Here is a 20,242-nt window from a genome sequence, read left to right as displayed (position 1 = left end):
AAAGGGCCCGCTTATGCGGGCCCTGCTGTATTACTGTGTACGCAGTTTTATCCAGTAACCTTCATACACGGCGAGTACCTCGTCGCTCAGATCATGCTGAAAGTGCCCGTTTTCGACCTCGCTGGCTGCCGGAAACAGCACGGGATGCTCCGCAATGTCTTTGGGCAGCAAGGCCTTGGCCTGCTGGTTGGGCACCGCCAGGCCAAGCTCGGTGATGATCTGCGCAGCTACTTCCGGGCGCATCAGATAGTCCAGAAACCGGTGTGCTGCGTCCGGTGCCTTGGCATTGGCAGGAATGGCGGCACTGTCTACCCAGAAAATAGCCCCTTCCTGCGGGTAAACGTAATCCAGGTTCAGGCCATCCTGTTGCGTTTTATAGGCCTGATCGCTCCACAATAACCCGATATTGGTCTCGCCGGTGATATACGGCATCCGCGGGTTGTCAGAATTGTACAGCAACACATTGGGCTGCAATGTCTGTAATTTCTCATAGGCAGCGGCAATGTCTTCCGGCTTCTCACTGTTGGCATCCAGCCCCTGTGACAGTAGTGCCATCTGGAAATTTTCACGAATATCGTCGGTCAGCATCAGCTGGCCGGCAAAGTCGTTGCGCCATAAATCACCCCAGCCACGCACAATTGCCTCAGGCAGTTCATCCCGGTTAACGGCAATGGCGGTACTGCCAAAGGCATAAGGCATGCTGTAGGTATTGTCCTTGTCAAAATCCCGGTTCAGCAATGCCGGCTCCAGGGAGCTGAAGTGGGGCAGCTTGCTTTTATCCAGCGGTAGCAGCATGTCTTCCCGGGCCATTTTGCTGAGCATATAGCTGGATGGAAAAATCACATCGTAGCTTTCTTTGGCACCGCTGCTTTGCAGCAGCTTCAGCTTGGCATAAAGGGCTTCGTTAGAGTCGAAACTGGCATAATCCACGGCGATGCCGCTTTCTTTGGTAAATGCCTGCAGCACCGTTTCGGGCAGATATTCGGCCCAGGCATAGACAGACAGACGCTCTTCGGCGTGCGCCAGCAGGGGCAGGGCAGCGCCAAGTACGGCAGCCAGAGAACTCATTTTAATGTTCATCCGTGTTTTTTCCTTAACAACCATTGAGAGATCATTACCAGAACCAGAGAAACCGCCAGCATCAGGGTAGCCAGCGCATTCACTTCTGGAGAAATACCCACTTTCACCATGGAGTAAATACGTAACGGCAGCACTTCATATCCCGGACCGGTAACAAAGGAGCTGACAATCACATCATCCAGTGACAGGGTGAAACTCAGCAGCCAGCCGGCGGCAATGGCCGGCAATGCCAGCGGAAACAGAATGCGCCGGAAAATCACCCCTTCACCGGCCCCCAGATCCCGGGCTGCCTCAAGCATGCGCAGATCAAAGCCCTTAAGCCTTGAATAGACGGTGACCACCACAAACGGCAGGCAGAAAGTAATGTGGGCCAGCAGTAATGACCAGAAGCCCAGGGATACCCCAAGGATCACAAACAGCGCCAGCAATGAAATGGCCATCACGATATCCGGCGACATCATCACGACAAACAGCATACCCCCGACGAAGCGTTTGCCATGAAAGCGATAACGGTACAGCGCCACCGCAACCAGCGTGCCGATAAGCGTGGCCAGGGTGGCGGCCAGCAGGGCAATCAGTACCGAATGCCTGGCGGCTTCCATCAGCGCGGAGTTATTGGCCAGCCGTTCGTACCAGCCAAGACTGAAGCCGTCCCAGCGAATACCAAAGCGATTGCTGTTAAAGGAGTTCATCACCAGCACCACAATAGGAATATACAGCCAGGCAAACACCAGCAGCAGCCAGCTTGCTTTAAGCCATTTCATCATTCACCTTCCGCCGGTTAAGTAACTTGCCGGTGTGGTAATAGACCAGGATCAACAGCGCCATTATCAGCGTCAGCGAGACACTGGTGGCGGCACCAAAAGGCCAGTCCCGAATGGTAAGAAACTGCGACTTGATAATATTGCCGACCAGCAGGTTCTTTGCGCCTCCGAGCAGGTCCGAAATATAAAACATGCCCAGTGCCGGCAGAAATACCAGCAGGCAACCGGCCACTATGCCGGGCATGGTCAGCGGTAATACCACACGTAAAAAACGGGGCAGGGCACCGGCGCCCAGATCCCGTGCGGCTTCTAGCAGGCGACCATCAAGCTTTTCGATGGCGGCATACAGCGGCAGTATCATAAAGGGCAACAGAATATAGACCATGCCGATAACCACCGCAGTTTCGGTAAACATGATACGCAATGGCTGCTCAATAATACCCAGCGACAGCAGGCTTTGGTTCAGCAACCCCTTGGTACCCAGCACGGCCTTCAGTGCGTAGGTGCGGATCAGTGAGTTGGTCCAGAATGGCACTATGATCAGAAACAGCAAAATGGGCCGCCAGCGTGCCGGCATGCCGGCCACGATATAAGCAAAGGGGTAGCCCACCAGTAAACAGAGCAGGGTGGCGGTGCCGGCCATCACCAGTGAATGCCACAACACACTGAAATACATGGGATCAAACAGCCTGCTGTAATTTTCCATGGTGAACACAAGGCTGATCAGGCTGCCGTGATCCCGGGTAAGAAAGCTGGTCGTGATGATCATCAGGTTGGGCAAAAATACAAACAGCAGCAACCAGCCCACGATCAGGCCTACCGTCACATTACGGAAGCGATTAGTGCTGTTCATAAGGCAGTACCACCTCCCAGCTGTCTACCCAGCCAATTTCCACCGGTTGATCAACGGCATAATCAAAATCTGGATCATCTTCATCAAAGAATTCCGACACCAGCAGCTCTCGCCCGGAAGGCAGGATAACCCGGGACTCCAGGGTTGCGCCCTTATACTGGCGGTCGAGAATCCGGCCACTGACACCCTGCAGAGCAGCCTGACTGTCTGCTGCACCCATGCGCAAATCTTCCGGGCGCAGCAATACACACACCTTGTCACCGGCAGTAAATTGCTGCTGTGTATGTACCACGCAACGGCGGCCTTCAACGTTTGCCTGCCAGTGGCCGGGCTGTTCCGCCGGTGCGATCAGCTCACCGTCGAGAATGTTGATTTCACCGATAAAACGGGCCACGAACAGATTTGCCGGAGACTCATAAATATCCCGGGGACTGCCATCCTGCACAATACGCCCGCCCTGCATGACCAGAATGCGATCGGACATGGACAGGGCTTCTTCCTGATCATGGGTGACAAACACAAAGGTGATGCCCAGACGGCGCTGCAGTGCTTTCAGCTCTACCTGCATTTGTCGCCGCAGTTTGTAGTCGAGGGCACTGAGTGACTCATCCAGTAACAGCACACGAGGCCGGTTCACCACCGCCCGGGCAATGGCAATACGTTGCTGCTGACCGCCGGAAAGCTGGTGCGGATAGCGGCCGGCCAGTGGCTCCAGCTGCACCATTTGCAGCGCTTCCTGTACGCGCTGTATTATGTCGGCGTCCGGTACTTTTTGCATGCGCAAGCCAAAGGCCACATTTTCAAAGATGGTCATATGGGGAAACAGCGCATAGCTTTGAAATACGGTGTTGACATGGCGTTGTTCGGCCGGCACCCGGGTAATATCTTCACCGCCAAGCGTAATGATGCCGGCATCGGGATTTTCCAGGCCGGCCAGCAGCCGTAATACCGTGGTTTTGCCACAACCGGAAGGACCCAGCAGGGTCAGAAACTCACCGTCATAAATGGACAAATCCAGCTGTTCAATAATGGTTTTGTCACCAAAGGATTTGCTGATCCCGGCAAGGGTAACAATGGGAGTCTTGTGTTCGGCCATTTGCCTGAATGCACCTCGATAGGAACGCACGCGTTCGGTATGCTGAAAGAATCGCGCATTCTAGGTCCCGCCCCAAATGAAGCAAAGCAAATAAAAATTGCCGCAACAAACGGATTTGTTGTTCGTTAATGTCCGCTTTCACTTTGAAATTTCAATGCGTTGCCATAGGGTTACGGCAACTGGCCGATACCGCTATAATGACGCCATTCCCTGAATCAGAAACCGAATCAATGAACACACCCGATTTTACCCGTCTGCAGCAGTCTCTCGAACGTGGGTTTGCACTTGATCCCAAGGCTGTGCTGCAAGAAGGCTGGCAACGGATTTATGGTGCCAAGCTGACCATGGTACTGGCGGCCATTGGCGTGGCAGGCTGCTGGCTGGTACTGAACCAGTTGCTGCTTCCCTTGTCCGGCAGCGACGAGGAGCCGTGGAGCGGCAGCCTGCTGGGTCTGATTATTTCCATGGTTGTTGCTCCCATGAGTGGCGGTCTGGACATGATGGGCATTCACCGCTCGGTCGACCGTGCTATTCGTCCCAGCCAGATTTTTGATTACTTTCGTTATATCCTCCCTCTGGCGGTGGCCAGTCTGCTAATGGGCTTTATGACCAGTCTGTTTTTGCCGCTGGGGGCGTCGCTGGGCTTACCGGCGGCAGTGGCCATGTTGCCCACCCTGGTACTGAGCATGGCCTTAATGTTTGTATTTCCGTTGATCCTTGAAAAAGGGATGAGCCCGGTACAGGCCATTCTGGTGTCATTGAGACTGTTTGCCCGTCAGTGGCTGAATCTGATTGTAATTCACCTGCTGCTGGTGGTGCTGTTTATGGCCGCCATTCTCAGTTTTGGCATCGGTCTTATCTGGGTGGCACCGCTTTACATGACGGTAAAAGGCATTATTTACCGGGAAGCCTGTGGCGTGGGCGGGCATCACAAAGACGAACACAGCGCCAGCCGTTCTCCTTCACCTTCAGCAAATCATTTTGAGGCCTGATGAAATATTCTCTGATTGCAGGGGCGCTGTCCCTGCTGGCGGTGTCGGCGCAGGCCGATACCCTGTCGCTGGGCTATAGCGGATTCTATAAACACCTGGACACGGTAGACGATGCCGGTACCGAGCAGGCAACCCTTGGCTTTTATCTCAGCCGCAGTGATGGTAACGGTCTGTGCACCCTTCATTCGGGCATCATTGAAATGGAAGGGCAGCAAAAGGGAGAAGTAGAGGTGTTGCCTCATGGCGAGTTTATCCTGCCCTATGATAAACAGCTGGATTCTGACAAGGCAGTGGTGAAGCTTGAGGTGGACAACCCGGTACAGTGTGACATTTCCATTCAGATCCAGGCTGTTTTACCTGCCGGTGCGACCGATGCGGCTCAGTTAAGCAGTATTCGTGACGAAATGAAAACCCTGCTGGAAGAAATGGCTGGCTGGCCGGGCCGTTACTTTGTGCCGGAGGTAAAAGGTGTGCAACTGCAGCCGCTGCAACAGGGGGAGAGCATTGAAGGCCTGCCTAAACTGGCACTGGATGATGCCGCACTGACCGGCAACAGACAGTGGCAGCTGCCTGCTGTCCGGGTAACGCCCTGGTTATAAATAAAAAGGCGCATCGCGCCTTTTTATTATTTCACTTCAACTATCTGCAGGCGTTCGCCCGGCTCCGGAGCCTCGTCGTCATCCTGCTGAAAGCGGGGGGCGACGTCGGGCTTGTCAAAACCGATATCCCCACCATCGATAACACCGGACTCACGGTTAATACTCTTGAAGTCAAACTGCTGATGATCCATCAAATGCGACGGCACCAGGTTCTGTACCGAACGGAACATGCTTTCAATGCGGCCGGGGAAACGCTTGTCCCAGTCTTGCAGCATGGCTTTGATGGCCTGGCGCTGCAGGTTTTCCTGAGAGCCGCAGAGATTACAGGGAATAATAGGAAACTCCCGGGCTTCGGCAAATTGCACCAGATCTTTTTCCTTGGCATAAGCCAGCGGGCGGATCACCACGTGTTTGCCATCATCGCTGACCAGCTTGGGCGGCATGGATTTCATGGTACCGCCGTAAAACATGTTCAGCAGCAGGGTCTCGAGAATGTCATCTCTGTGGTGACCAAGGGCAATTTTGGTAGCTCCCAGCTCGGTGGCGGTGCGGTACAAAATGCCACGGCGCAGCCGCGAGCATAACGAGCAGGTAGTTTTACCTTCAGGAATTTTGTCTTTAACGATGGAATAGGTATCTTCTTCAACAATTTTGTACTCCACACCCAGATTGTCCAGATAAGCGGGAAGTACGTGTTCGGGAAAACCGGGCTGTTTCTGATCCAGGTTTACCGCCACAATGTCAAAACGAATGGGGGCGTGGGCTTGCAGATTGCGTAATATATCGAGCAGGGCATAGCTGTCTTTTCCGCCCGAGAGGCACACCATGACCCTGTCACCGTCTTCAATCATATTGAAATCGGCGATGGCTTCGCCCACGTTGCGGCGCAGCCGTTTTTGCAGCTTGTTGAAGTTATAGACTTGTTTGGCGGTTTGAACAGACATAATGCCCCCGGCGAAAAAAACAGGGGCCATTATAGTGACTGCGGCCCTGAGGGCAAGAAAGGAAACGGATCAGTCGGCGTCGGGGCGCAGCACCAGTACATCACAGCTGAGCTTGTCGATCACATGCTCGGCGGTATTGCCCAATAAGGCTGCTGACAGGCCGGTGCGGCCCACTGAACCAAGGATCACCAGGCTGGCATCAATACTGTCGGCGCAGCCCGGGATCACCTCTTCCGCCAAGCCTTCCAGCAGATGCAGGCTTTCGGACTCCAGACTGAAGCGCACGGCATATTCATAAAGTGCCCGCTCGTGATGTTTTTTGACTGCCGCATTATAGGCATGGGGATCAAAATCGGGCAGCTCCAGTGCCATGTTTACCGGAGTAATGGGGTAGGCGTTAACCAGGTGCAGGGTCGCTGAGAGCAGCCGTGCGACTTCGGCACTTTCACTGATCACTTTTTCGTTCAGTGTTTCCTGAGCGTCATCGTCACTGCAGCAATTGACGGCGGCCAGAACCGTTCCGCCCATTGGCCAGTCCCGCTCTTTTACCAGCAAAACGGGGCAGGGGCATTTACGCAACAAGTGCCAGTCGGTGGGAGTGAAAATAAATGACTGGATCATGGCGTGTTTATGGGTGCTTTTCACCACCAGATCATGATGATGTTCCTGGACCTGCTGGATGATGGCTTCAAAGGGACGGCTGTGCCACACCACCTTCAGATGAAACTCAACTTTGCTGTCGGCATAAGGCACGAGCAAACTCTTCAGCCACTCTTCACGCCCCTGCAGCACTCCTTCGCGCATTTCGTCACGCTCACTGCTGGAGAGCATGGACGTCATTTCATAAGAAAAGTCATAAATGGCAAGAAACAGGGTAATGGTGGCATTTTCCTGCAGAGATGCCACAGAAACAGCCCGGTGCAAGGCCGGCTGTGCTTCGGCTACCGGGTCGACCACCACCAGAATATGTTGGTACTTGATCATAACACCTCCTTGTGGCGTCAGTTATTCAGCCTCGGGCGCACCGGCCAGACGAGCCAGCTCGCTTTGATCCAAAATACGAATGTATTTTCCGTCCACGGTAATTAAATCATTTTTCTGAAAACGACCGAGCAGGCGGCTAACGGTTTCTACGGTTAATCCCAGGTAGTTACCGATATCGCCCCGGGTCATGCTTAAACGAAACTCTCTGGCAGAAAAGCCTCGCTTGGCAAAACGGCTGGAAAGCCCGTGAAGAAATGCAGCCAGCCGCTCTTCCGCCGTTTTTTTGGAAAGCAGCAGAATCATTTGCTGATCACCGTTAATTTCATTGCTCATCAAACGCATGATCTGCTGGCGAAGTCGTGGCATTTTTCCTGACAACTCATCCAGCACTTCATAGGGAATTTCGCATACCATGGCCGTTTCCAGCGCCTGGGCAAAAGAAGGGTGAGCACCTGTGTTAATGGCATCAAAGCCCACCAGATCGCCAGCAAGATGGAAGGCGGTGATCTGCTCATCACCCTGCTCGGTAATGGTGTAAGACTTGACGGTGCCGGCACGAATGGCATAGAGGGATCTCAGTGTCTCACCCGCCTTGAATAACTCCTGGCCTTTTTGAATGGGCTTTTTACGCTCAATGATATTATCCAGCTCATCAAGCTCGTCGGAATTCAGGCCCAGGGGAATACACAGCTGACTGATACTGCAGTCCTGACAGTGAATGGCGCGCCCCGTGGTTTGTTTACCGGCTTTGATTATATTTCCCATGTGCTCCGTCGCCTGTTTGCTATTCTGCGTCAATCATAGCACCAAAAAAAAGCGGTTAATAGTTTAGCGCAGCAGCATCATTGCCTGATATAGAGTAAATATTCCGTATAAAATCAAGATGATGCCGGAAAATTGACGGAACTGCGGGTGATTCAGCCAGTGCCTGAGTGAGCCGGCCAGTCCGCCCAGTGCCAATAGGGTGGGTAAGGTGCCCAGCCCGAACAATGCCATGACCGTGGCTCCCTGTACGGCACCGCCCGATACGGCACTCCAGGTGAGTGCCGAATACACCAGGCCACAGGGCAGCCAGCCCCAGATCATGCCAAAAGGCAGGGCTGCCAGCGGGCTGCGAAAGGGAACAAAGCGACCGGCCAAAGGCTTGAGATACCGCCACAGGCCGCCACCCAGTCGCTCCAGTGCCAGCAGGCCACTCCACCAGCGGGCCAGATACAGCCCCAGCAAGATCATCATGATACCCGCCAGCAAGCGCAGCCAGAGCAGGCCCTGTTTGCCCATGCTGATATCGGCCAGCCCGGCAAAGACACCGCCTACCAGAGCACCGGCCACGGCATAGCTGACGATACGGCCGGTGTTATAACTGAGCAGATAAAGCCATTGCCAGCGACGCTGAGATGGCGGAATGGCCATCGAGAAAGCAGCCGCGACCCCGCCACACATGGCAATGCAGTGCCCGGCACCGAGCAGACCAATCAGCACGGCGGCAAAAGGGTCAAGCTGACTGGTCATCATGACCTTTCCTGCTCTGGGCCTGGTGATGAGCGTCCTGGTCATCATCAAACAGAATGTTATTGCCGTGGCGGTCAAGGTCTTCAAACTGATTGCTTTTTACCGACCAGAAGAACACGGCAATGGCCACTACCAGCAAAATCAGGGCAATGGGCAGGATCAGATACCAGATAGTGTCACCATTCATAAGCGCGATAACCTCAGGGAATTGGACATGACAATCAATGAGCTGGCCGACATGCCCAGCATGGCAAACCAGGGCGACACATGGCCCATGGCGGCCAGCGGCAGTACCACCAGGTTATAGCCCAGTGCCCAGGAAAAGTTTTGCTTGATAATACGCCGGGCAGCGGCGGCAATATGGCGGGCCATCAGCAGCCGTTGCAGATCGTCGCCCAGCAAAATGGCATCAGCGCTGTTTTTGGCGATATCGGTGCCGCCGGCCATGGCAAAGGAAGCATGGGCACCGGCCAGTACCGGAGCATCGTTAATGCCATCTCCGACCATCAGGCAAATGTCACCGGCGTTGGCCCGTTCATGCAGATAGGCCAGTTTGTCATCGGGGGCGACGTTTTTGCGCAGCTCGGTGATGCCAAGGGTTGCTGCCACCTTATCAGCCTGGCCCGAACCGTCACCGGTCAGAATGGTGGTCTTGAGCCCCTGCTCATGGCAACGGCGCACCAGTTCGGCGGCTTCTGCCCGCAGTGGATCGGTCAGTTCAAAACGGGCCTGCAGCCCCTGTTCGTTGGCAAGATACACGCACAAGCCGGCATCGGTGACGCCGGGGTTAAGCCAGGCAGCACTGCCCAGACGCCACTCATGATTATCGACCATACCACTGACGCCCCGGCCGACGTGGTTTTGCCGTTGCTGTACCGGCCTGTTGCCATCGGCATAGGGCAGAAAAGCGCGGGCAATCGGGTGCTCGGAGCCGGTTTCCAGCGCCGCCGCGATGGTCAGAGCCTGACTTTCCGGCAGTTCACCCAGCAGCGTTACGCTGGCCAGTGCCACCTTGCCTTGAGTGAGCGTGCCGGTTTTATCAAACACGATGCGGGTGGCCTTGGGCAAGGTATCCAGCACATGAGCCCGGCGCACCAGCACGCCGCCTTGCGTCAGCCGGGACGTCGCCACGGTCAACGCCGTTGGGGTAGCCAGAGACAGAGCGCAGGGGCAGGTGGCCACCAGTACCGACAACATCACCCAGAAGGCACGGTCAGCGTCCAGTTGCAGCCATACCAGGTAGGTTCCCAGCGTGGCGAGCAGCAATGCCGCCACAAAATAACGGGACAGCTGATCTGCCAGCAGGGCCACTTTGGGCTTGTCGAGCAGGGCATCATCCTGCGCGCGCAGAATTTCCGACACCCGGGCATCGGCCAGGCGTCGGCTGACACGAATACGCAACGGTGATTCCACGTTGGTGGTGCCGGCAAATACCGGATCACCGACCTTGCGGGAAACCGGCAGGTGCTCACCGGTCAGCATGGACTCGTCCACGCTGGTTCTGCCTTCCAGAATATCGCCGTCCGCCGGTATCACCGCGCCGGGTGATACCCGGACAATCTGACCCGGTTGCAGCGTACGTGCCGCCACTTCCTGTTCGTCATGACCGGTTTCAAGGCGGGCCAGCATGGGTATATGGTGGGTGAGGTTGGCGGTGGTTTCCGATGCCCGCCGTTTGGCCCGCATCTCAAGGAAACGGCCGGTGAGCAGCAGGAAGGCAAACATGGACACGCACTCGTAATACACCTCACCGGTTGCCGTGACGGTGGCATACATGGACGCGATAAAGGCAAACAGCATGGCCAGTGATACCGGCAGATCCATGTTCAGCGCGCCGTTTTTCAGGCCACGCCAGGCATTGCGGTAAAAGGGCAGGGCAGAGTAGCCCATGACCGGAATCGACAACCACAGGCTGACCCAGCGGAACAATTGCACCAGGCCGGGATCGATATCGGGAAATAAATCTTCATACAGCGCAAAGCCCACCATCATAACCTGCATGCTGGCAATGCCGGCCACCCCCAGGCGAAGCAGGTAGGATCTCACTTCGCGGTTATAGTCCTGTTCCTGCTGATGGGGCAAAAACGGGCGCGCCTGATAACCGATATGGGCAAAGGCCGCGAGCAAGGTACTGAGCCGGGTCTGACGCTGATCCCAGCGCAGCCGGGCCCGCTCTGTGGTAGTGTTCACCTGGATCAGCGAGACCCCCGGCTCCTGGCTCAGGTGCCGCTCAATCAGCCAGGCACAGGCGGCACAGGTGAGTCCGCTGATAGAGAGCTGCACCTCGCGCAGATGGTCCCGCTCCAGCACGAAATCCTGCTGAATCTCATCCAGATCATAGTGCTGTAGCCGGCGCAGTTCGTCGGGCAGGGCGTCTGCCTTGGGGGCGGTGCTGGTTCTGTGCTGATAATAGCTGCCCAGACCGCAGTCGATAATGGTTTCCGCCACCGCTTGGCAGCCAGGGCAGCAGAAATGGCGGGGCTCACCTTCCAGCAACGCAGAAAATTCGGCCCCTGCCGGCAGGGGCTCACCGCAATGAAAACAGCCGCTCATGGCTTAGCTCCCGCTGTGGATCTGAAGCCAGCCGGAAGTGGGAAGATAAATCGTGTCCTGCATACGCCAGCGTTTGTCAAAGGCCTCCAGTTGCAGATGCCACTTGCCTTTCAGCAACTCGTGATCCGGACGCAGACGGTAAACTCCGTTGCCGTCACTGGTCAGCAGTGCCTTTACGTCCTGCTCTGCCAGGGTAGGGTGGCTCAGCAGCAGATAAATGGCTTCGCCGGCTTCATGCTCTCCCTGCATTTTGACCCGTATCTCACCTTTATCAAGGCTTAGCTCAGCGACAAGACCAAGACGCTCGGCTTCTTTCAGCTCACTCAGGTCCTGATTAATCGCACGGCCTTTTTTGTAATAGTTATCCACCACCATGGCATCAGCATGGGAGCTGGCAAGATACAGGGTATACAGACTGGCCACGACCACACAGGCGGGCAGAATGATCAAGAACCAGGGCCAGAATTGTTGATACCAGGGACGTTGCATAACAGGGATTCCTACTACGAAAAAGGTCGGTTGCCAATATAACAAAAAAGCCCCGCGAACGGGGCTTTCCATTCAAAGCCCAGAGGCTTTATTGCTTGCCACTCAAGCTGTACACGTAAGACGCCAGCAGGTGTGCCTTGTCTTCACCCAGAATATCTTTCCAGGCAGGCATCACACCGGCGCGGCCGTTACGGATGGAGTCTTCGACGGCAGCACGAGAGCCGCCATACAGCCAGATGTTGTCGGTCAGGTTAGGCGCGCCCAGGGCAGGGTTACCTTTACCATCGGCACCGTGACAACCGGCACACACGGCGAAACGAGCCTGGCCTTTCTGTGCTTCAACCGGATCCACCTTACGGCCGGACAGGCTGAGTACATAGCTGGCCACTTCTTCCACGCCATCTGCACCCAGCATGGGTTCCCAGGCAGCCATACCGGCAGACTTGCGGCCCGCCATAATGGTATGTTTGATGGCTTCAGGCGAGCCGCCCCACAGCCAGTCACCGTCGGTCAGGTTGGGGAAGCCGCGGGCACCACGAGCATCGGAGCCATGGCACTGGGCACAGTTCTGCAGATACAGACGCTGCCCCACCTTGGTGGCTTCTTCATCCTGAGCGATGTCAGCAATGGCACGGAAAACGCGGTTACCGTTTTCATCTTTAACAAACTCACCGGCAGCATCGGACTCGTATACCAGTTCACGGAACTTGGCACCAAAGACGTCATCAGCTTTCACCATCTCACGCTCATACTGCACCAGACGACCTTCATCACGGGCAGCGGCAGAGGCAGCATGGGACTCTTCCAGAGAACGAATATTCTGGTTGGAGCTTTCCCAGCCCAGTACGCCCTTGAAGTTGCCCAGACCGGGGTAAAGCACCAGATAGACAAGTGAGAAGACAACCATGAACAGGAACATGTAGCTCCACCACTTGGGCAGCGGGTTGTTCAGTTCGGAGATGCCGTCAAAAGTGTGCCCGGTGGGCGCACCTTCTTCCATTCCCATCTTGTCTTTGGTGCACCAGATGAGCAGCGCCAGACAGCCAAAAATGGTGCCCAGGCTGATCACGGTTACAAAAATGCTCAAAAAAGTATTCATTTTTTATTAGCTCCTGCGCGATCCTGCTCAGTACCCTGACGCGTTTTCTGCTGCTCGTCTTCATCGTTAAAGATGGAGTGGGCGGCATCATCAAACTTGCCCTTTCTGCGCTTGCCGAAGGCCCACCAGACAATGCCTGCGAACAACACCAGCAAGGCCAGGGTCTGAAAACTGATCAGGGTTGGCTTCAGGGCTTCCAAGGTACTGAAATCCATATCGACTCCGGTTATTTAAGGGCGTGACCCAAGGATTGCAGATAGGCGATGATGGCTTCCATTTCGGTTTTACCCTGAACGGCCGCCTGGGCACCTTCAATGTCGGCATCGGTGTACGGAACACCAAAGCTGTCCCGGAATACGCTCAGCTTTTTGGCAGTGTCCTTGCCGTCCAGCGTGTTGGTTTCCAGCCAGGGGAAAGCAGGCATGTTGGACTCGGGAACCACAGCGCGCGGATCAATCAGGTGCACACGGTGCCATTCATCAGAGTAACGACCACCGACACGGGCCAGATCCGGACCGGTACGCTTGGAGCCCCACAGGAAGGGGTGCTCCCACACACTTTCACCGGCAACGGAATAGTGACCGTAACGCTCGGTTTCAGCTCGGAACGGACGGATCATCTGGCTGTGACACACATGACAACCTTCGCGGATATAAATATCGCGGCCTTCCATTTCCAGCGCGGTGTAGGGGCGCAGTCCCTCAACCGGTTCGTTGGTCTGCTGCTGGAAAAACAGCGGTACGATTTCTACCAGACCACCGAAGCTGATTGCCGTTACAGTGAGCACGATCAGCCAAAACGTGTTCTTTTCGACCAGTTCATGACGATTTTTCATTCACGTGTCTCCTTTAATCAGGCCGGTTGGGGGATAGCTTGCAGGGAGCCTTTCGGCGCCTTGATGGTGCGATAAGCGTTATACGCCATCAGCAGCATACCGGTGACAAAGAAAACACCGCCCAGGAAACGTACGAAATAGAACGGATAGGAGGCCTGCAGGCTTTCAACAAAGCTGTAGGTCAGGGTGCCGTCTTCGTTTACAGCACGCCACATCAGACCCTGCATCACACCGCTGATCCACATGGCCACGATGTACAGAACGGTACCGATGGTCGCCAGCCAGAAGTGGGTGTTGATCAGGCCCAGGCTGTACATGCGTTGCTGACCGAACAGGTTGGGGATCAGGTGATATACGGCACCGATGGAAACCATGGCAACCCAGCCCAGAGCACCGGAGTGAACGTGACCTACGGTCCAGTCGGTGTAGTGGGAGAGGGCGTTAACGGTTTTGATCGCCATCATGGGGCCTTCGAACGTGGACATGCCATAGAATGACAGAGACACGATCAGGAAGCGCAGAATGGGGTCATAACGCAGTTTGTGCCAGGCACCGGACAGGGTCATGATGCCGTTGATCATGCCACCCCAGGAGGGGACGAACAGGATCAGAGACATGACCATACCCAGAGACTGGGCCCAGTCGGGCAGGGCTGTATAGTGCAGGTGGTGCGGACCGGCCCAGATGTACAGGGTGATCAGTGCCCAGAAGTGCACGATGGACAGACGGTAAGAGTAAACCGGGCGACCAGCTTGCTTGGGAACGAAATAATACATCATGCCCAGGAAACCGGCGGTGAGCAGGAAACCTACGGCGTTATGGCCATACCACCACTGGATCATGGCATCCGCAGCACCGGAATACATGGAGTAAGACTTCATGCCGCTGACCGGGACAGCCATACTGTTCACAATATGCAGCACGGCAACGGTCAGAATAAACGCGCCGTAGAACCAGTTGGCTACATAAATGTGGGAAGTGGTGCGGCGGACAACCGTGCCGAAGAACACAATGGCATAAGCCACCCAGACCACGGCAATGGCGATGTCGATCGGCCATTCCAGCTCTGCGTATTCCTTAGTGGTGGTGTAACCCTGTGGTAAAGAGATAACGGCAGCAACAAGAATTGCCTGCCAGCCCCAGAATACAAACGACGCCAGGCCACCACCGAACAGGCGGGTCTGACAGGTACGTTGTACCACATAAAAGGAGGTGGCCATCAGGGCGTTACAGCCAAATGCAAAAATTACCGCATTGGTGTGTAACGGGCGAAGCCGACTGTAGGTCAGCCAGGGTGTCTCGAAGTTAAGGGCAGGCCAGATCAGCTGTGCTGCAATCAGCACACCCAACGACATACCTACGATACCCCAGAATACGGTAGCGACCGTAAACTGACGAACTACGGCGTAGTTGTAGTTTGGTTGATTATTAGTTTGACTCATCGTTATAGTTCCGCTTCCACTGCTGTTATTCAGATTTAGTGCTCACGCCAGGGTGCTCACATCGGAAGGATAAAGTTACCGGTTTCTAGCATAGGTTTCGGTATTCGCTTAGTTTCATTAACTCTTTGTTAACAAAGCAAAGCAGCCCCCGAAACTCGGCACAGATGATAATGGAGTGGGTGCCAAAATAACAGTATAAACAGTAATATGATTACCTCTTTAGCCGCTCCACAAGGCATAACCGAACGTGTTGATCAAGATCAACGGGACTATCAAAACAACCTCGCAACCGGAACCAAAACAGTATGAGAGAACGTCTTACCGGCCCCAAACTGGCACAAATTCTGATTGTGCTGGTCATTTTAGCGGCCGCTTTCTTCCTGCGTACCTGCAGTAATGAGGAGGAGGTGACAGAAACCGTTCAGAAAATATCTGACTATTGTGACTTGTCTCACGCTACTTGCGTTCAGCAACAGCAGGAGCTGACAGTAAGTGCACAACTGCTGAGTGACGATCTGCAGGCTGAAACTCCGTTTTCACTGCAGGTGGTGTTATCTGATCCTGACGCCGTCATTACACGTAGCGTACTGGAAGGGGAGAGTATGTATATGGGAACCTTACCGGCGCTGATTGAGCATACCGGAGAGGGAGTCTGGCGAGGCAGCGCGCTGGTGGGCAGCTGTTCAGAAGAACGCATGCTGTGGGCCTGGGTGCTGGATGTCAGACAGGGAGAAGAAACCCATCGGCTGAAATTTCTGTTCGAGGTGCGTCGCTGAATCTCAACGGCAGCCCTTGTTGGGCGACACCAAGCCGTAGCGGTTAATCTTGCGGTGCAGGGTGGCCCGGCTTACGCCGAGCGCAGCGGCTGCCCGGGTGATGGTCCACTGATAGTGCTCCAGGGTTTCCAGTAGCAGCTGCCGTTCCTGCTGCTCCCGGACCACCGTCAGGGACGGACGCATTTTATCTTCCCGTAATGGCTTGGAATCGTCACCAAGCACTTCGTCTGGCAGGTGTTCGGGCCTGATGATTCCTTCATCGGTCATGGCCAGGGCATACTGCAGCACGCTCTTGAGCTGACGGATATTACCGGGCCAGGCATAACCGAGCAGCCGTTGTTCTACTTCGGCGTCGAACGACGGGACCGTCCCGTTCGCCAGCTCCGCCAGTAGCAGCCGGATCAGGATACGGCGGTCCTGCCGCTCCCGCAGCGGTGGCAAGGCGACTTTGAGTGAGCTTATCCGGTAGTAGAGATCTTCCCGGAATCGCCCTTCGGCCACCAGTCCAGTGAGCTCCCGGTGGGTGGCACAGATCACATTGAGCTCGACCGGCACCGCCCTGAGTTCGCCTACCGGGGTAACTTCCTGCTCCGCCAGCACTCGCAGCAGCCGGGTCTGCAGTGCCAACGGCATGTCGCCTATTTCGTCAAGGAACAGAGTACCACCGGAGCTGGCAGCGATCTTGCCCTGCTTACCGCCCTTGAGCGCCCCGGTAAAACTGCCGGCGCCGTAACCGAATAGCTCGCTCTCGATCAGGCTTTCGGGAATGGCAGCACAATTGAGGGTAATAAAGGCCTTGTCATGGCGTGCACTGCTGTTATGCAGTGCACGGGCCCAGACTTCCTTGCCGGTACCGGTTTCTCCCTGGATCAGGATGCTGATGCCTCTGTCAACCATTCGCCGGCAGACAGTGGCCTGGTGCAATAGGCCTGGGTCCTCGCCGGCGGCCTGCTCCAGCGGATCCGCTGCCCGGGACGTTTTGACAGACGGAGTAGAGGTGGTGACCGGTGCCAGCTGCCAGGCCTGCCAGTGGCACAGGCCGAGAGGGAGAGGTGAGTCGGGCCGGCTGGCCAGCAGGGCATCGAGCCCGACGCCGAGCAATTCACTTACCGGCTGGCCCATCAAGGTATCCCGCTGATGGAAGGACAAGATACGCAGCAGGGCAGTGGTAAGCCCCCGTACCCGGCCTTTCTCGTCCAGGGCCAGCAGGGCAATGGGCTCTATTTTTTGCTCTCGGGTCACTGCCACGATCAAGGCATCGGCGTGGTGGCGGCGGAACAACAGGGCTTCCAGCTCGTCGGCGGTCTGCTGTCCCCGGCAAACAGGGGGCGGTGGTACAACTGAAGGGGTAAAGGCCGGCATCGAAATGTTCCCCGGCATGGACGGTGATCGGTTGTCTGGTAGTCAGGCAGGTGCCCAGGCCATTGGTACCTACCAGGGCTTCGGTCCATACCGAACCTGAAGCCATCCCCTTACGAGCCAACTCGGGGCTGGCGTCCGCATCTTGGTAGCTGGCCACCACCACCCCTTGGGCGTCGGTCAACAGTAAGTTGTAGCCGGCTTCAACGGCGCTGCGGCGCAACCGGCTAAGGCCATGGAACGGCTGGTTCAGCAACATGTCCAGGGGTTCGCGCAGGGCGTTCAGTTCGGCAGTGCTGAGACGGGGACGGGGATGGGCATGACTGGGGTCAAGCCGGTACTGTTCCAGGCAACGGCGCCAGGAGCCAAGAATTTGCGGATCAGCTACCCGGTTGCCCGGCCCCAGACGCTCGCCCAGCAACCGGGCAACGGTATCATCCGATAACGACATTGGCATCTCTCCTTGCTCATTTCCTTTGTTCCAGTATGGCCAGCCTGATACAGCTGTCACACCCGTGCTGCGACAGTTGTAGCACTACTGCGACAGTGACCGCCGGGCCCTGTCGGCTGGATCTACGGTATCGCCTGTAAACACAGTGTTAACATCTTTTTATCATCTTTGGCACGGTCTTTGCGAGTCTTCCTTCATCATCACCGTAGCGAAGGAGGGAATATGAAGCCCGAACGCACCCAATTGCACTGGATGTATCAACAGATGCTGATCAGTCGTTTCTTTGAGGAAGCAATCGAGACAATCTACATGGAGGGAAAGAGTCCTGCCTTCAATATGGCCAAGGGCCCCATTCCTGGCGAAATGCACTTGTCCAATGGGCAGGAGCCTTGTGCCGTGGGTGTGTGTGCTCACCTGTCGGCCATTGATATCGTCACCGCCACTCACAGACCTCACCATATTGCCATCGCCAAAGGGGTAAATCTGAATGAAATGACGGCAGAGATTTTTGGCAAAGAAACGGGACTGAGCGGCGGTCGTGGCGGTCATATGCATCTATTCGATAGCCGGGTGAACTTTTCCTGCTCCGGTATTATCGCCCAGGGCATGGGCCCTGCGGTAGGCGCTGCCTTGTCGCGCAAGTTGCAGGGTAAAGCCGGTGTGGCAGTGGCCTTCCTTGGTGAAGGCGCAGCCAATCAGGGAGCTTTCCATGAGACTCTGAACCTGGCTGCAGTATGGAAGCTGCCGGTGGTATTCGTGATCGAAGACAACGCCTGGGGCATCTCGGTGGCCAAACGCCAGTCCACGGCAGTAGACCGTAACAACGATCGCGCCGCCGCCTACGGCATGCCCGGTATCTTCGTGCCCGACAATGACCCCCTCGCTATTTTCGCGGCAGCGGGCGAGGCCATCGACCGAGCCCGCCGGGGCGAGGGGCCCAGCCTTATCGAAATCGAAACCTACCGCCTGGCCGGCCACTTCATGGGCGACGCCGAGGGTTATCGGCCCAAGGGCGAAAAGGAAGCGTTGCAGGCCAGGGATCCCATTCCCGCGTTTCGTTCTTTGCTGCTTGACGACGGCACCCTGACCGAGCCGGAAGATCTGCGCATGATACAGGCCGCCCGCGAGCAGGTAGATGCTGCCATATGCTTCGCTCGGGAAAGTGCTTATCCCATACCTGAAGCTGCCCTGGAAAAGGTATTTGTCTAATGAACGAGGATCTCACCATGACTCAAGCCATCACCATGAGCGCCGCCGTCTGGCACGGACGCCAGGATATCCGCCTGGAGCGGGTCCCGCATCCGCCAGCACCGGCAGCGGGCTGGGCCCAGATCAAGGTGCACTGGTGCGGCATCTGCGGCTCCGATTTACACGAATATTTGGCCGGCCCCGTATTTATTCCCGTTGACCAGCCTCATCCGCTTACAGGCCTTAAGGGACAGTGCATCCTTGGCCACGAATTCTGCGGCGAAATAGTGGCCTTGGGCGAGGGCGTCTCGGGTTTTGCCGCCGGCGACCGGGTCACCGCCGATGCCTGTCAGCACTGTGGCGAATGTCGCTACTGCCTGGAAGGAAAGATCAACCTGTGCGAGCGGCTGGCCTTCACCGGCCTGATGAGCGACGGTGCTTTCGCCGAATACGTCAACGTGCCCGCCAGCCTGCTGTACCGATTGCCCGCGGGCTTTCCGCTCGAGGCGGGCGCCCTGATAGAGCCACTGGCGGTGGGCATGCACGCGGTCCGCCAGGCCGGCGACATCACTGGCAAGACTCTGGTGGTGGTGGGCGCCGGGACCATAGGGCTGTGCACCATCATGTGTGCCCGAGCTGCAGGCGCCGGCCGCATCATCGCCCTGGAAATGTCGACGGCGCGCAAGCAGAAGGCACTGGACGTGGGCGCCTGCCTGGTACTGGATCCCGCTAACTGCGACGCCGTGGCTGAGGTGAGGGCGCTGACCGGCGGTGACGGCGCAGATCTGTCCATCGAGTGCATCGGTCACAAACAAACTGCCAAACTCGCCATCGACGTGCTGCGCAAGGCTGGCTGTTGTGTGCTGGTCGGCATCTTCGAAGAACCGAGTGAGTTTAACTTCTTCAACATCGTCGCCACTGAGAAGAAGTTGGTCGGCGCTTTGGCCTACAGCGGCGAATTCGCCGAGGTCATTGATCTTATCGCTCAAGGGAAGATAGACGTAACACCACTGATCACCGGGCGTATCCCACCAGGGCAAGATCATGAAAAACCCTTGCGTGGCAAGGCTTTCAGCGGGGTAAAAATGAAAACATTAGTAGCCACTTTTTACACCGGAACGCGCGTTTTCTGAAGAAAAATGTCGATTTTCGAGGATCGCTTTGACGATCAGATCTCACTGTGATCATATGCTGTCTTTTGAACAGCAGCTTATCACTATGAATGG

The 20,242-nt window shown here is 56.0% G+C and carries 21 protein-coding genes and 1 pseudogene; 5 read left to right on the top strand and 17 right to left on the bottom strand.

All coding sequences use genetic code 11. The annotated features are described in order from the left end of the window. Positions 1 to 30 precede the first annotated feature (30 nt). From B6S09_RS10310 to potA, 4 genes are read right to left on the bottom strand one after another with little or no spacing between them, the layout of a single operon-like run. Positions 31 to 1,080 (bottom strand): ABC transporter substrate-binding protein, encoded by a 1,050-nt coding sequence (locus B6S09_RS10310; protein WP_094278412.1) that lies wholly within the window; start codon positions 1,078 to 1,080, stop codon positions 31 to 33. Then, positions 1,077 to 1,847 (bottom strand): spermidine/putrescine ABC transporter permease PotC, encoded by a 771-nt coding sequence (gene potC / locus B6S09_RS10305; RefSeq protein ID WP_094278411.1) that lies wholly within the window; start codon positions 1,845 to 1,847, stop codon positions 1,077 to 1,079. Before potC ends, B6S09_RS10310 begins: the two co-directional genes overlap by 4 nt. Then, positions 1,831 to 2,697, bottom strand: a complete 867-nt coding sequence (gene potB, locus B6S09_RS10300; RefSeq protein WP_094278410.1) for a spermidine/putrescine ABC transporter permease PotB — start codon at positions 2,695 to 2,697, stop codon at positions 1,831 to 1,833. The genes potC and potB overlap by 17 nt, the downstream gene beginning before the upstream one ends. Continuing rightward, the gene (potA, locus tag B6S09_RS10295; RefSeq protein WP_094278409.1) at positions 2,684 to 3,793 is read right to left on the bottom strand and encodes a spermidine/putrescine ABC transporter ATP-binding protein PotA; all 1,110 of its coding nucleotides are present in this window, start codon (positions 3,791 to 3,793) and stop codon (positions 2,684 to 2,686) included. The genes potB and potA overlap by 14 nt, the downstream gene beginning before the upstream one ends. 230 nt (positions 3,794 to 4,023) lie before the next feature. On the opposite strand from potA, the gene B6S09_RS10290 reads away from it, so the two are divergent. Both B6S09_RS10290 and B6S09_RS10285 read left to right on the top strand, forming a co-directional pair. Then, the gene (locus tag B6S09_RS10290) at positions 4,024 to 4,785 is read left to right on the top strand and encodes a DUF2189 domain-containing protein (RefSeq protein ID WP_094278408.1); all 762 of its coding nucleotides are present in this window, start codon (positions 4,024 to 4,026) and stop codon (positions 4,783 to 4,785) included. Next, on the top strand, positions 4,785 to 5,384 hold the full coding sequence (locus B6S09_RS10285) for a DUF2987 domain-containing protein (protein ID WP_094278407.1): 600 nt from the start codon (positions 4,785 to 4,787) through the stop codon (positions 5,382 to 5,384). Before B6S09_RS10290 ends, B6S09_RS10285 begins: the two co-directional genes overlap by 1 nt. A gap of 26 nt (positions 5,385 to 5,410) precedes the next feature. Here B6S09_RS10285 and ttcA read toward each other — a convergent pair whose 3' ends face one another. From ttcA to ccoN, 11 genes are all read right to left on the bottom strand, one after another. Beyond that, positions 5,411 to 6,328 carry a tRNA 2-thiocytidine(32) synthetase TtcA gene (ttcA, locus tag B6S09_RS10280; protein WP_094278575.1) on the bottom strand — a complete coding sequence of 306 codons (918 nt, stop codon included), beginning with the start codon at positions 6,326 to 6,328 and terminating at the stop codon, positions 5,411 to 5,413. 69 nt (positions 6,329 to 6,397) lie between these two features. Further along, the gene (gene uspE, locus B6S09_RS10275) at positions 6,398 to 7,312 is read right to left on the bottom strand and encodes a universal stress protein UspE (protein ID WP_094278406.1); all 915 of its coding nucleotides are present in this window, start codon (positions 7,310 to 7,312) and stop codon (positions 6,398 to 6,400) included. 21 nt (positions 7,313 to 7,333) lie between these two features. Then, the gene (locus B6S09_RS10270) at positions 7,334 to 8,077 is read right to left on the bottom strand and encodes an FNR family transcription factor (protein WP_094278405.1); all 744 of its coding nucleotides are present in this window, start codon (positions 8,075 to 8,077) and stop codon (positions 7,334 to 7,336) included. Between the two features lie 63 nt (positions 8,078 to 8,140). Continuing rightward, entirely contained in the window at positions 8,141 to 8,824 is a 684-nt protein-coding gene (locus B6S09_RS10265) for a sulfite exporter TauE/SafE family protein (protein WP_094278404.1), read from the bottom strand. Beyond that, entirely contained in the window at positions 8,808 to 9,011 is a 204-nt protein-coding gene (gene ccoS, locus B6S09_RS10260; protein ID WP_094278403.1) for a cbb3-type cytochrome oxidase assembly protein CcoS, read from the bottom strand. The genes B6S09_RS10265 and ccoS overlap by 17 nt, the downstream gene beginning before the upstream one ends. Beyond that, positions 9,008 to 11,377: a heavy metal translocating P-type ATPase gene (locus B6S09_RS10255; RefSeq protein WP_094278402.1), complete on the bottom strand. Its 2,370-nt coding sequence runs from the start codon at positions 11,375 to 11,377 to the stop codon at positions 9,008 to 9,010. Before B6S09_RS10255 ends, ccoS begins: the two co-directional genes overlap by 4 nt. A 3-nt stretch (positions 11,378 to 11,380) precedes the next feature. Further along, positions 11,381 to 11,866, bottom strand: coding sequence for a FixH family protein (locus B6S09_RS10250; RefSeq protein WP_094278401.1), 486 nt, complete (start codon positions 11,864 to 11,866; stop codon positions 11,381 to 11,383). Positions 11,867 to 11,954: 88 nt separating this feature from the next. Continuing rightward, entirely contained in the window at positions 11,955 to 12,965 is a 1,011-nt protein-coding gene (gene ccoP / locus B6S09_RS10245) for a cytochrome-c oxidase, cbb3-type subunit III (protein WP_094278400.1), read from the bottom strand. Then, positions 12,962 to 13,180 carry a cbb3-type cytochrome oxidase subunit 3 gene (locus B6S09_RS10240; RefSeq protein WP_094278399.1) on the bottom strand — a complete coding sequence of 73 codons (219 nt, stop codon included), beginning with the start codon at positions 13,178 to 13,180 and terminating at the stop codon, positions 12,962 to 12,964. The genes ccoP and B6S09_RS10240 overlap by 4 nt, the downstream gene beginning before the upstream one ends. 11 nt (positions 13,181 to 13,191) lie before the next feature. Continuing rightward, positions 13,192 to 13,800, bottom strand: coding sequence for a cytochrome-c oxidase, cbb3-type subunit II (ccoO, locus tag B6S09_RS10235; protein WP_094278398.1), 609 nt, complete (start codon positions 13,798 to 13,800; stop codon positions 13,192 to 13,194). A 17-nt stretch (positions 13,801 to 13,817) separates the two neighbouring features. Then, positions 13,818 to 15,242 (bottom strand): cytochrome-c oxidase, cbb3-type subunit I, encoded by a 1,425-nt coding sequence (gene ccoN / locus B6S09_RS10230; RefSeq protein ID WP_094278397.1) that lies wholly within the window; start codon positions 15,240 to 15,242, stop codon positions 13,818 to 13,820. A 305-nt stretch (positions 15,243 to 15,547) separates the two neighbouring features. Between ccoN and B6S09_RS10225 the strand changes: the two genes are divergently transcribed. Further along, the gene (locus B6S09_RS10225) at positions 15,548 to 16,018 is read left to right on the top strand and encodes a hypothetical protein (protein WP_094278396.1); all 471 of its coding nucleotides are present in this window, start codon (positions 15,548 to 15,550) and stop codon (positions 16,016 to 16,018) included. A 3-nt stretch (positions 16,019 to 16,021) separates the two neighbouring features. Here B6S09_RS10225 and B6S09_RS10220 read toward each other — a convergent pair whose 3' ends face one another. Continuing rightward, complete coding sequence (locus B6S09_RS10220) at positions 16,022 to 17,398, bottom strand: sigma-54-dependent Fis family transcriptional regulator (RefSeq protein WP_208321736.1); 1,377 nt, start codon at positions 17,396 to 17,398, stop codon at positions 16,022 to 16,024. Beyond that, positions 17,397 to 17,828 (bottom strand): annotated as a pseudogene (locus B6S09_RS18835) (hypothetical protein); the annotation flags it as partial. The gene B6S09_RS10220 and the pseudogene B6S09_RS18835, both read right to left, overlap by 2 nt. A gap of 222 nt (positions 17,829 to 18,050) precedes the next feature. On the opposite strand from B6S09_RS18835, the gene B6S09_RS10215 reads away from it, so the two are divergent. Further along, entirely contained in the window at positions 18,051 to 19,037 is a 987-nt protein-coding gene (locus tag B6S09_RS10215) for a thiamine pyrophosphate-dependent dehydrogenase E1 component subunit alpha (protein WP_094278395.1), read from the top strand. Then, a complete protein-coding gene (locus B6S09_RS10210; protein WP_208321738.1) occupies positions 19,037 to 20,149 on the top strand; it encodes a 2,3-butanediol dehydrogenase in 1,113 nt (370 codons plus the stop codon). Before B6S09_RS10215 ends, B6S09_RS10210 begins: the two co-directional genes overlap by 1 nt. Positions 20,150 to 20,242 lie beyond the last annotated feature (93 nt).

The sequence above is a fragment of the Oceanimonas baumannii genome, assembly GCF_002245495.1.
Lineage (GTDB): Bacteria > Pseudomonadota > Gammaproteobacteria > Enterobacterales > Aeromonadaceae > Oceanimonas > Oceanimonas baumannii.
The sequence above is the reverse complement of the archived record's forward strand: the minus strand, read 5'-3'. Positions and strand labels throughout refer to the sequence as shown.

What these genes read in the sequence shown, in the direction of transcription:
- B6S09_RS10310 (WP_094278412.1), bottom strand. Translation starts at nt 1,080, where the DNA reads ATGAACATTAAAATGAGTTCTCTGGCTGCCGTACTTGGCGCTGCCCTG.
- potC (WP_094278411.1), bottom strand. Translation starts at nt 1,847, where the DNA reads ATGATGAAATGGCTTAAAGCAAGCTGGCTGCTGCTGGTGTTTGCCTGG.
- potB (WP_094278410.1), bottom strand. Translation starts at nt 2,697, where the DNA reads ATGAACAGCACTAATCGCTTCCGTAATGTGACGGTAGGCCTGATCGTG.
- potA (WP_094278409.1), bottom strand. Translation starts at nt 3,793, where the DNA reads ATGGCCGAACACAAGACTCCCATTGTTACCCTTGCCGGGATCAGCAAA.
- B6S09_RS10290 (WP_094278408.1), top strand. Translation starts at nt 4,024, where the DNA reads ATGAACACACCCGATTTTACCCGTCTGCAGCAGTCTCTCGAACGTGGG.
- B6S09_RS10285 (WP_094278407.1), top strand. Translation starts at nt 4,785, where the DNA reads ATGAAATATTCTCTGATTGCAGGGGCGCTGTCCCTGCTGGCGGTGTCG.
- ttcA (WP_094278575.1), bottom strand. Translation starts at nt 6,328, where the DNA reads ATGTCTGTTCAAACCGCCAAACAAGTCTATAACTTCAACAAGCTGCAA.
- uspE (WP_094278406.1), bottom strand. Translation starts at nt 7,312, where the DNA reads ATGATCAAGTACCAACATATTCTGGTGGTGGTCGACCCGGTAGCCGAA.
- B6S09_RS10270 (WP_094278405.1), bottom strand. Translation starts at nt 8,077, where the DNA reads ATGGGAAATATAATCAAAGCCGGTAAACAAACCACGGGGCGCGCCATT.
- B6S09_RS10265 (WP_094278404.1), bottom strand. Translation starts at nt 8,824, where the DNA reads ATGACCAGTCAGCTTGACCCTTTTGCCGCCGTGCTGATTGGTCTGCTC.
- ccoS (WP_094278403.1), bottom strand. Translation starts at nt 9,011, where the DNA reads ATGAATGGTGACACTATCTGGTATCTGATCCTGCCCATTGCCCTGATT.
- B6S09_RS10255 (WP_094278402.1), bottom strand. Translation starts at nt 11,377, where the DNA reads ATGAGCGGCTGTTTTCATTGCGGTGAGCCCCTGCCGGCAGGGGCCGAA.
- B6S09_RS10250 (WP_094278401.1), bottom strand. Translation starts at nt 11,866, where the DNA reads ATGCAACGTCCCTGGTATCAACAATTCTGGCCCTGGTTCTTGATCATT.
- ccoP (WP_094278400.1), bottom strand. Translation starts at nt 12,965, where the DNA reads ATGAATACTTTTTTGAGCATTTTTGTAACCGTGATCAGCCTGGGCACC.
- B6S09_RS10240 (WP_094278399.1), bottom strand. Translation starts at nt 13,180, where the DNA reads ATGGATTTCAGTACCTTGGAAGCCCTGAAGCCAACCCTGATCAGTTTT.
- ccoO (WP_094278398.1), bottom strand. Translation starts at nt 13,800, where the DNA reads ATGAAAAATCGTCATGAACTGGTCGAAAAGAACACGTTTTGGCTGATC.
- ccoN (WP_094278397.1), bottom strand. Translation starts at nt 15,242, where the DNA reads ATGAGTCAAACTAATAATCAACCAAACTACAACTACGCCGTAGTTCGT.
- B6S09_RS10225 (WP_094278396.1), top strand. Translation starts at nt 15,548, where the DNA reads ATGAGAGAACGTCTTACCGGCCCCAAACTGGCACAAATTCTGATTGTG.
- B6S09_RS10220 (WP_208321736.1), bottom strand. Translation starts at nt 17,398, where the DNA reads ATGCCGGGGAACATTTCGATGCCGGCCTTTACCCCTTCAGTTGTACCA.
- B6S09_RS10215 (WP_094278395.1), top strand. Translation starts at nt 18,051, where the DNA reads ATGAAGCCCGAACGCACCCAATTGCACTGGATGTATCAACAGATGCTG.
- B6S09_RS10210 (WP_208321738.1), top strand. Translation starts at nt 19,037, where the DNA reads ATGAACGAGGATCTCACCATGACTCAAGCCATCACCATGAGCGCCGCC.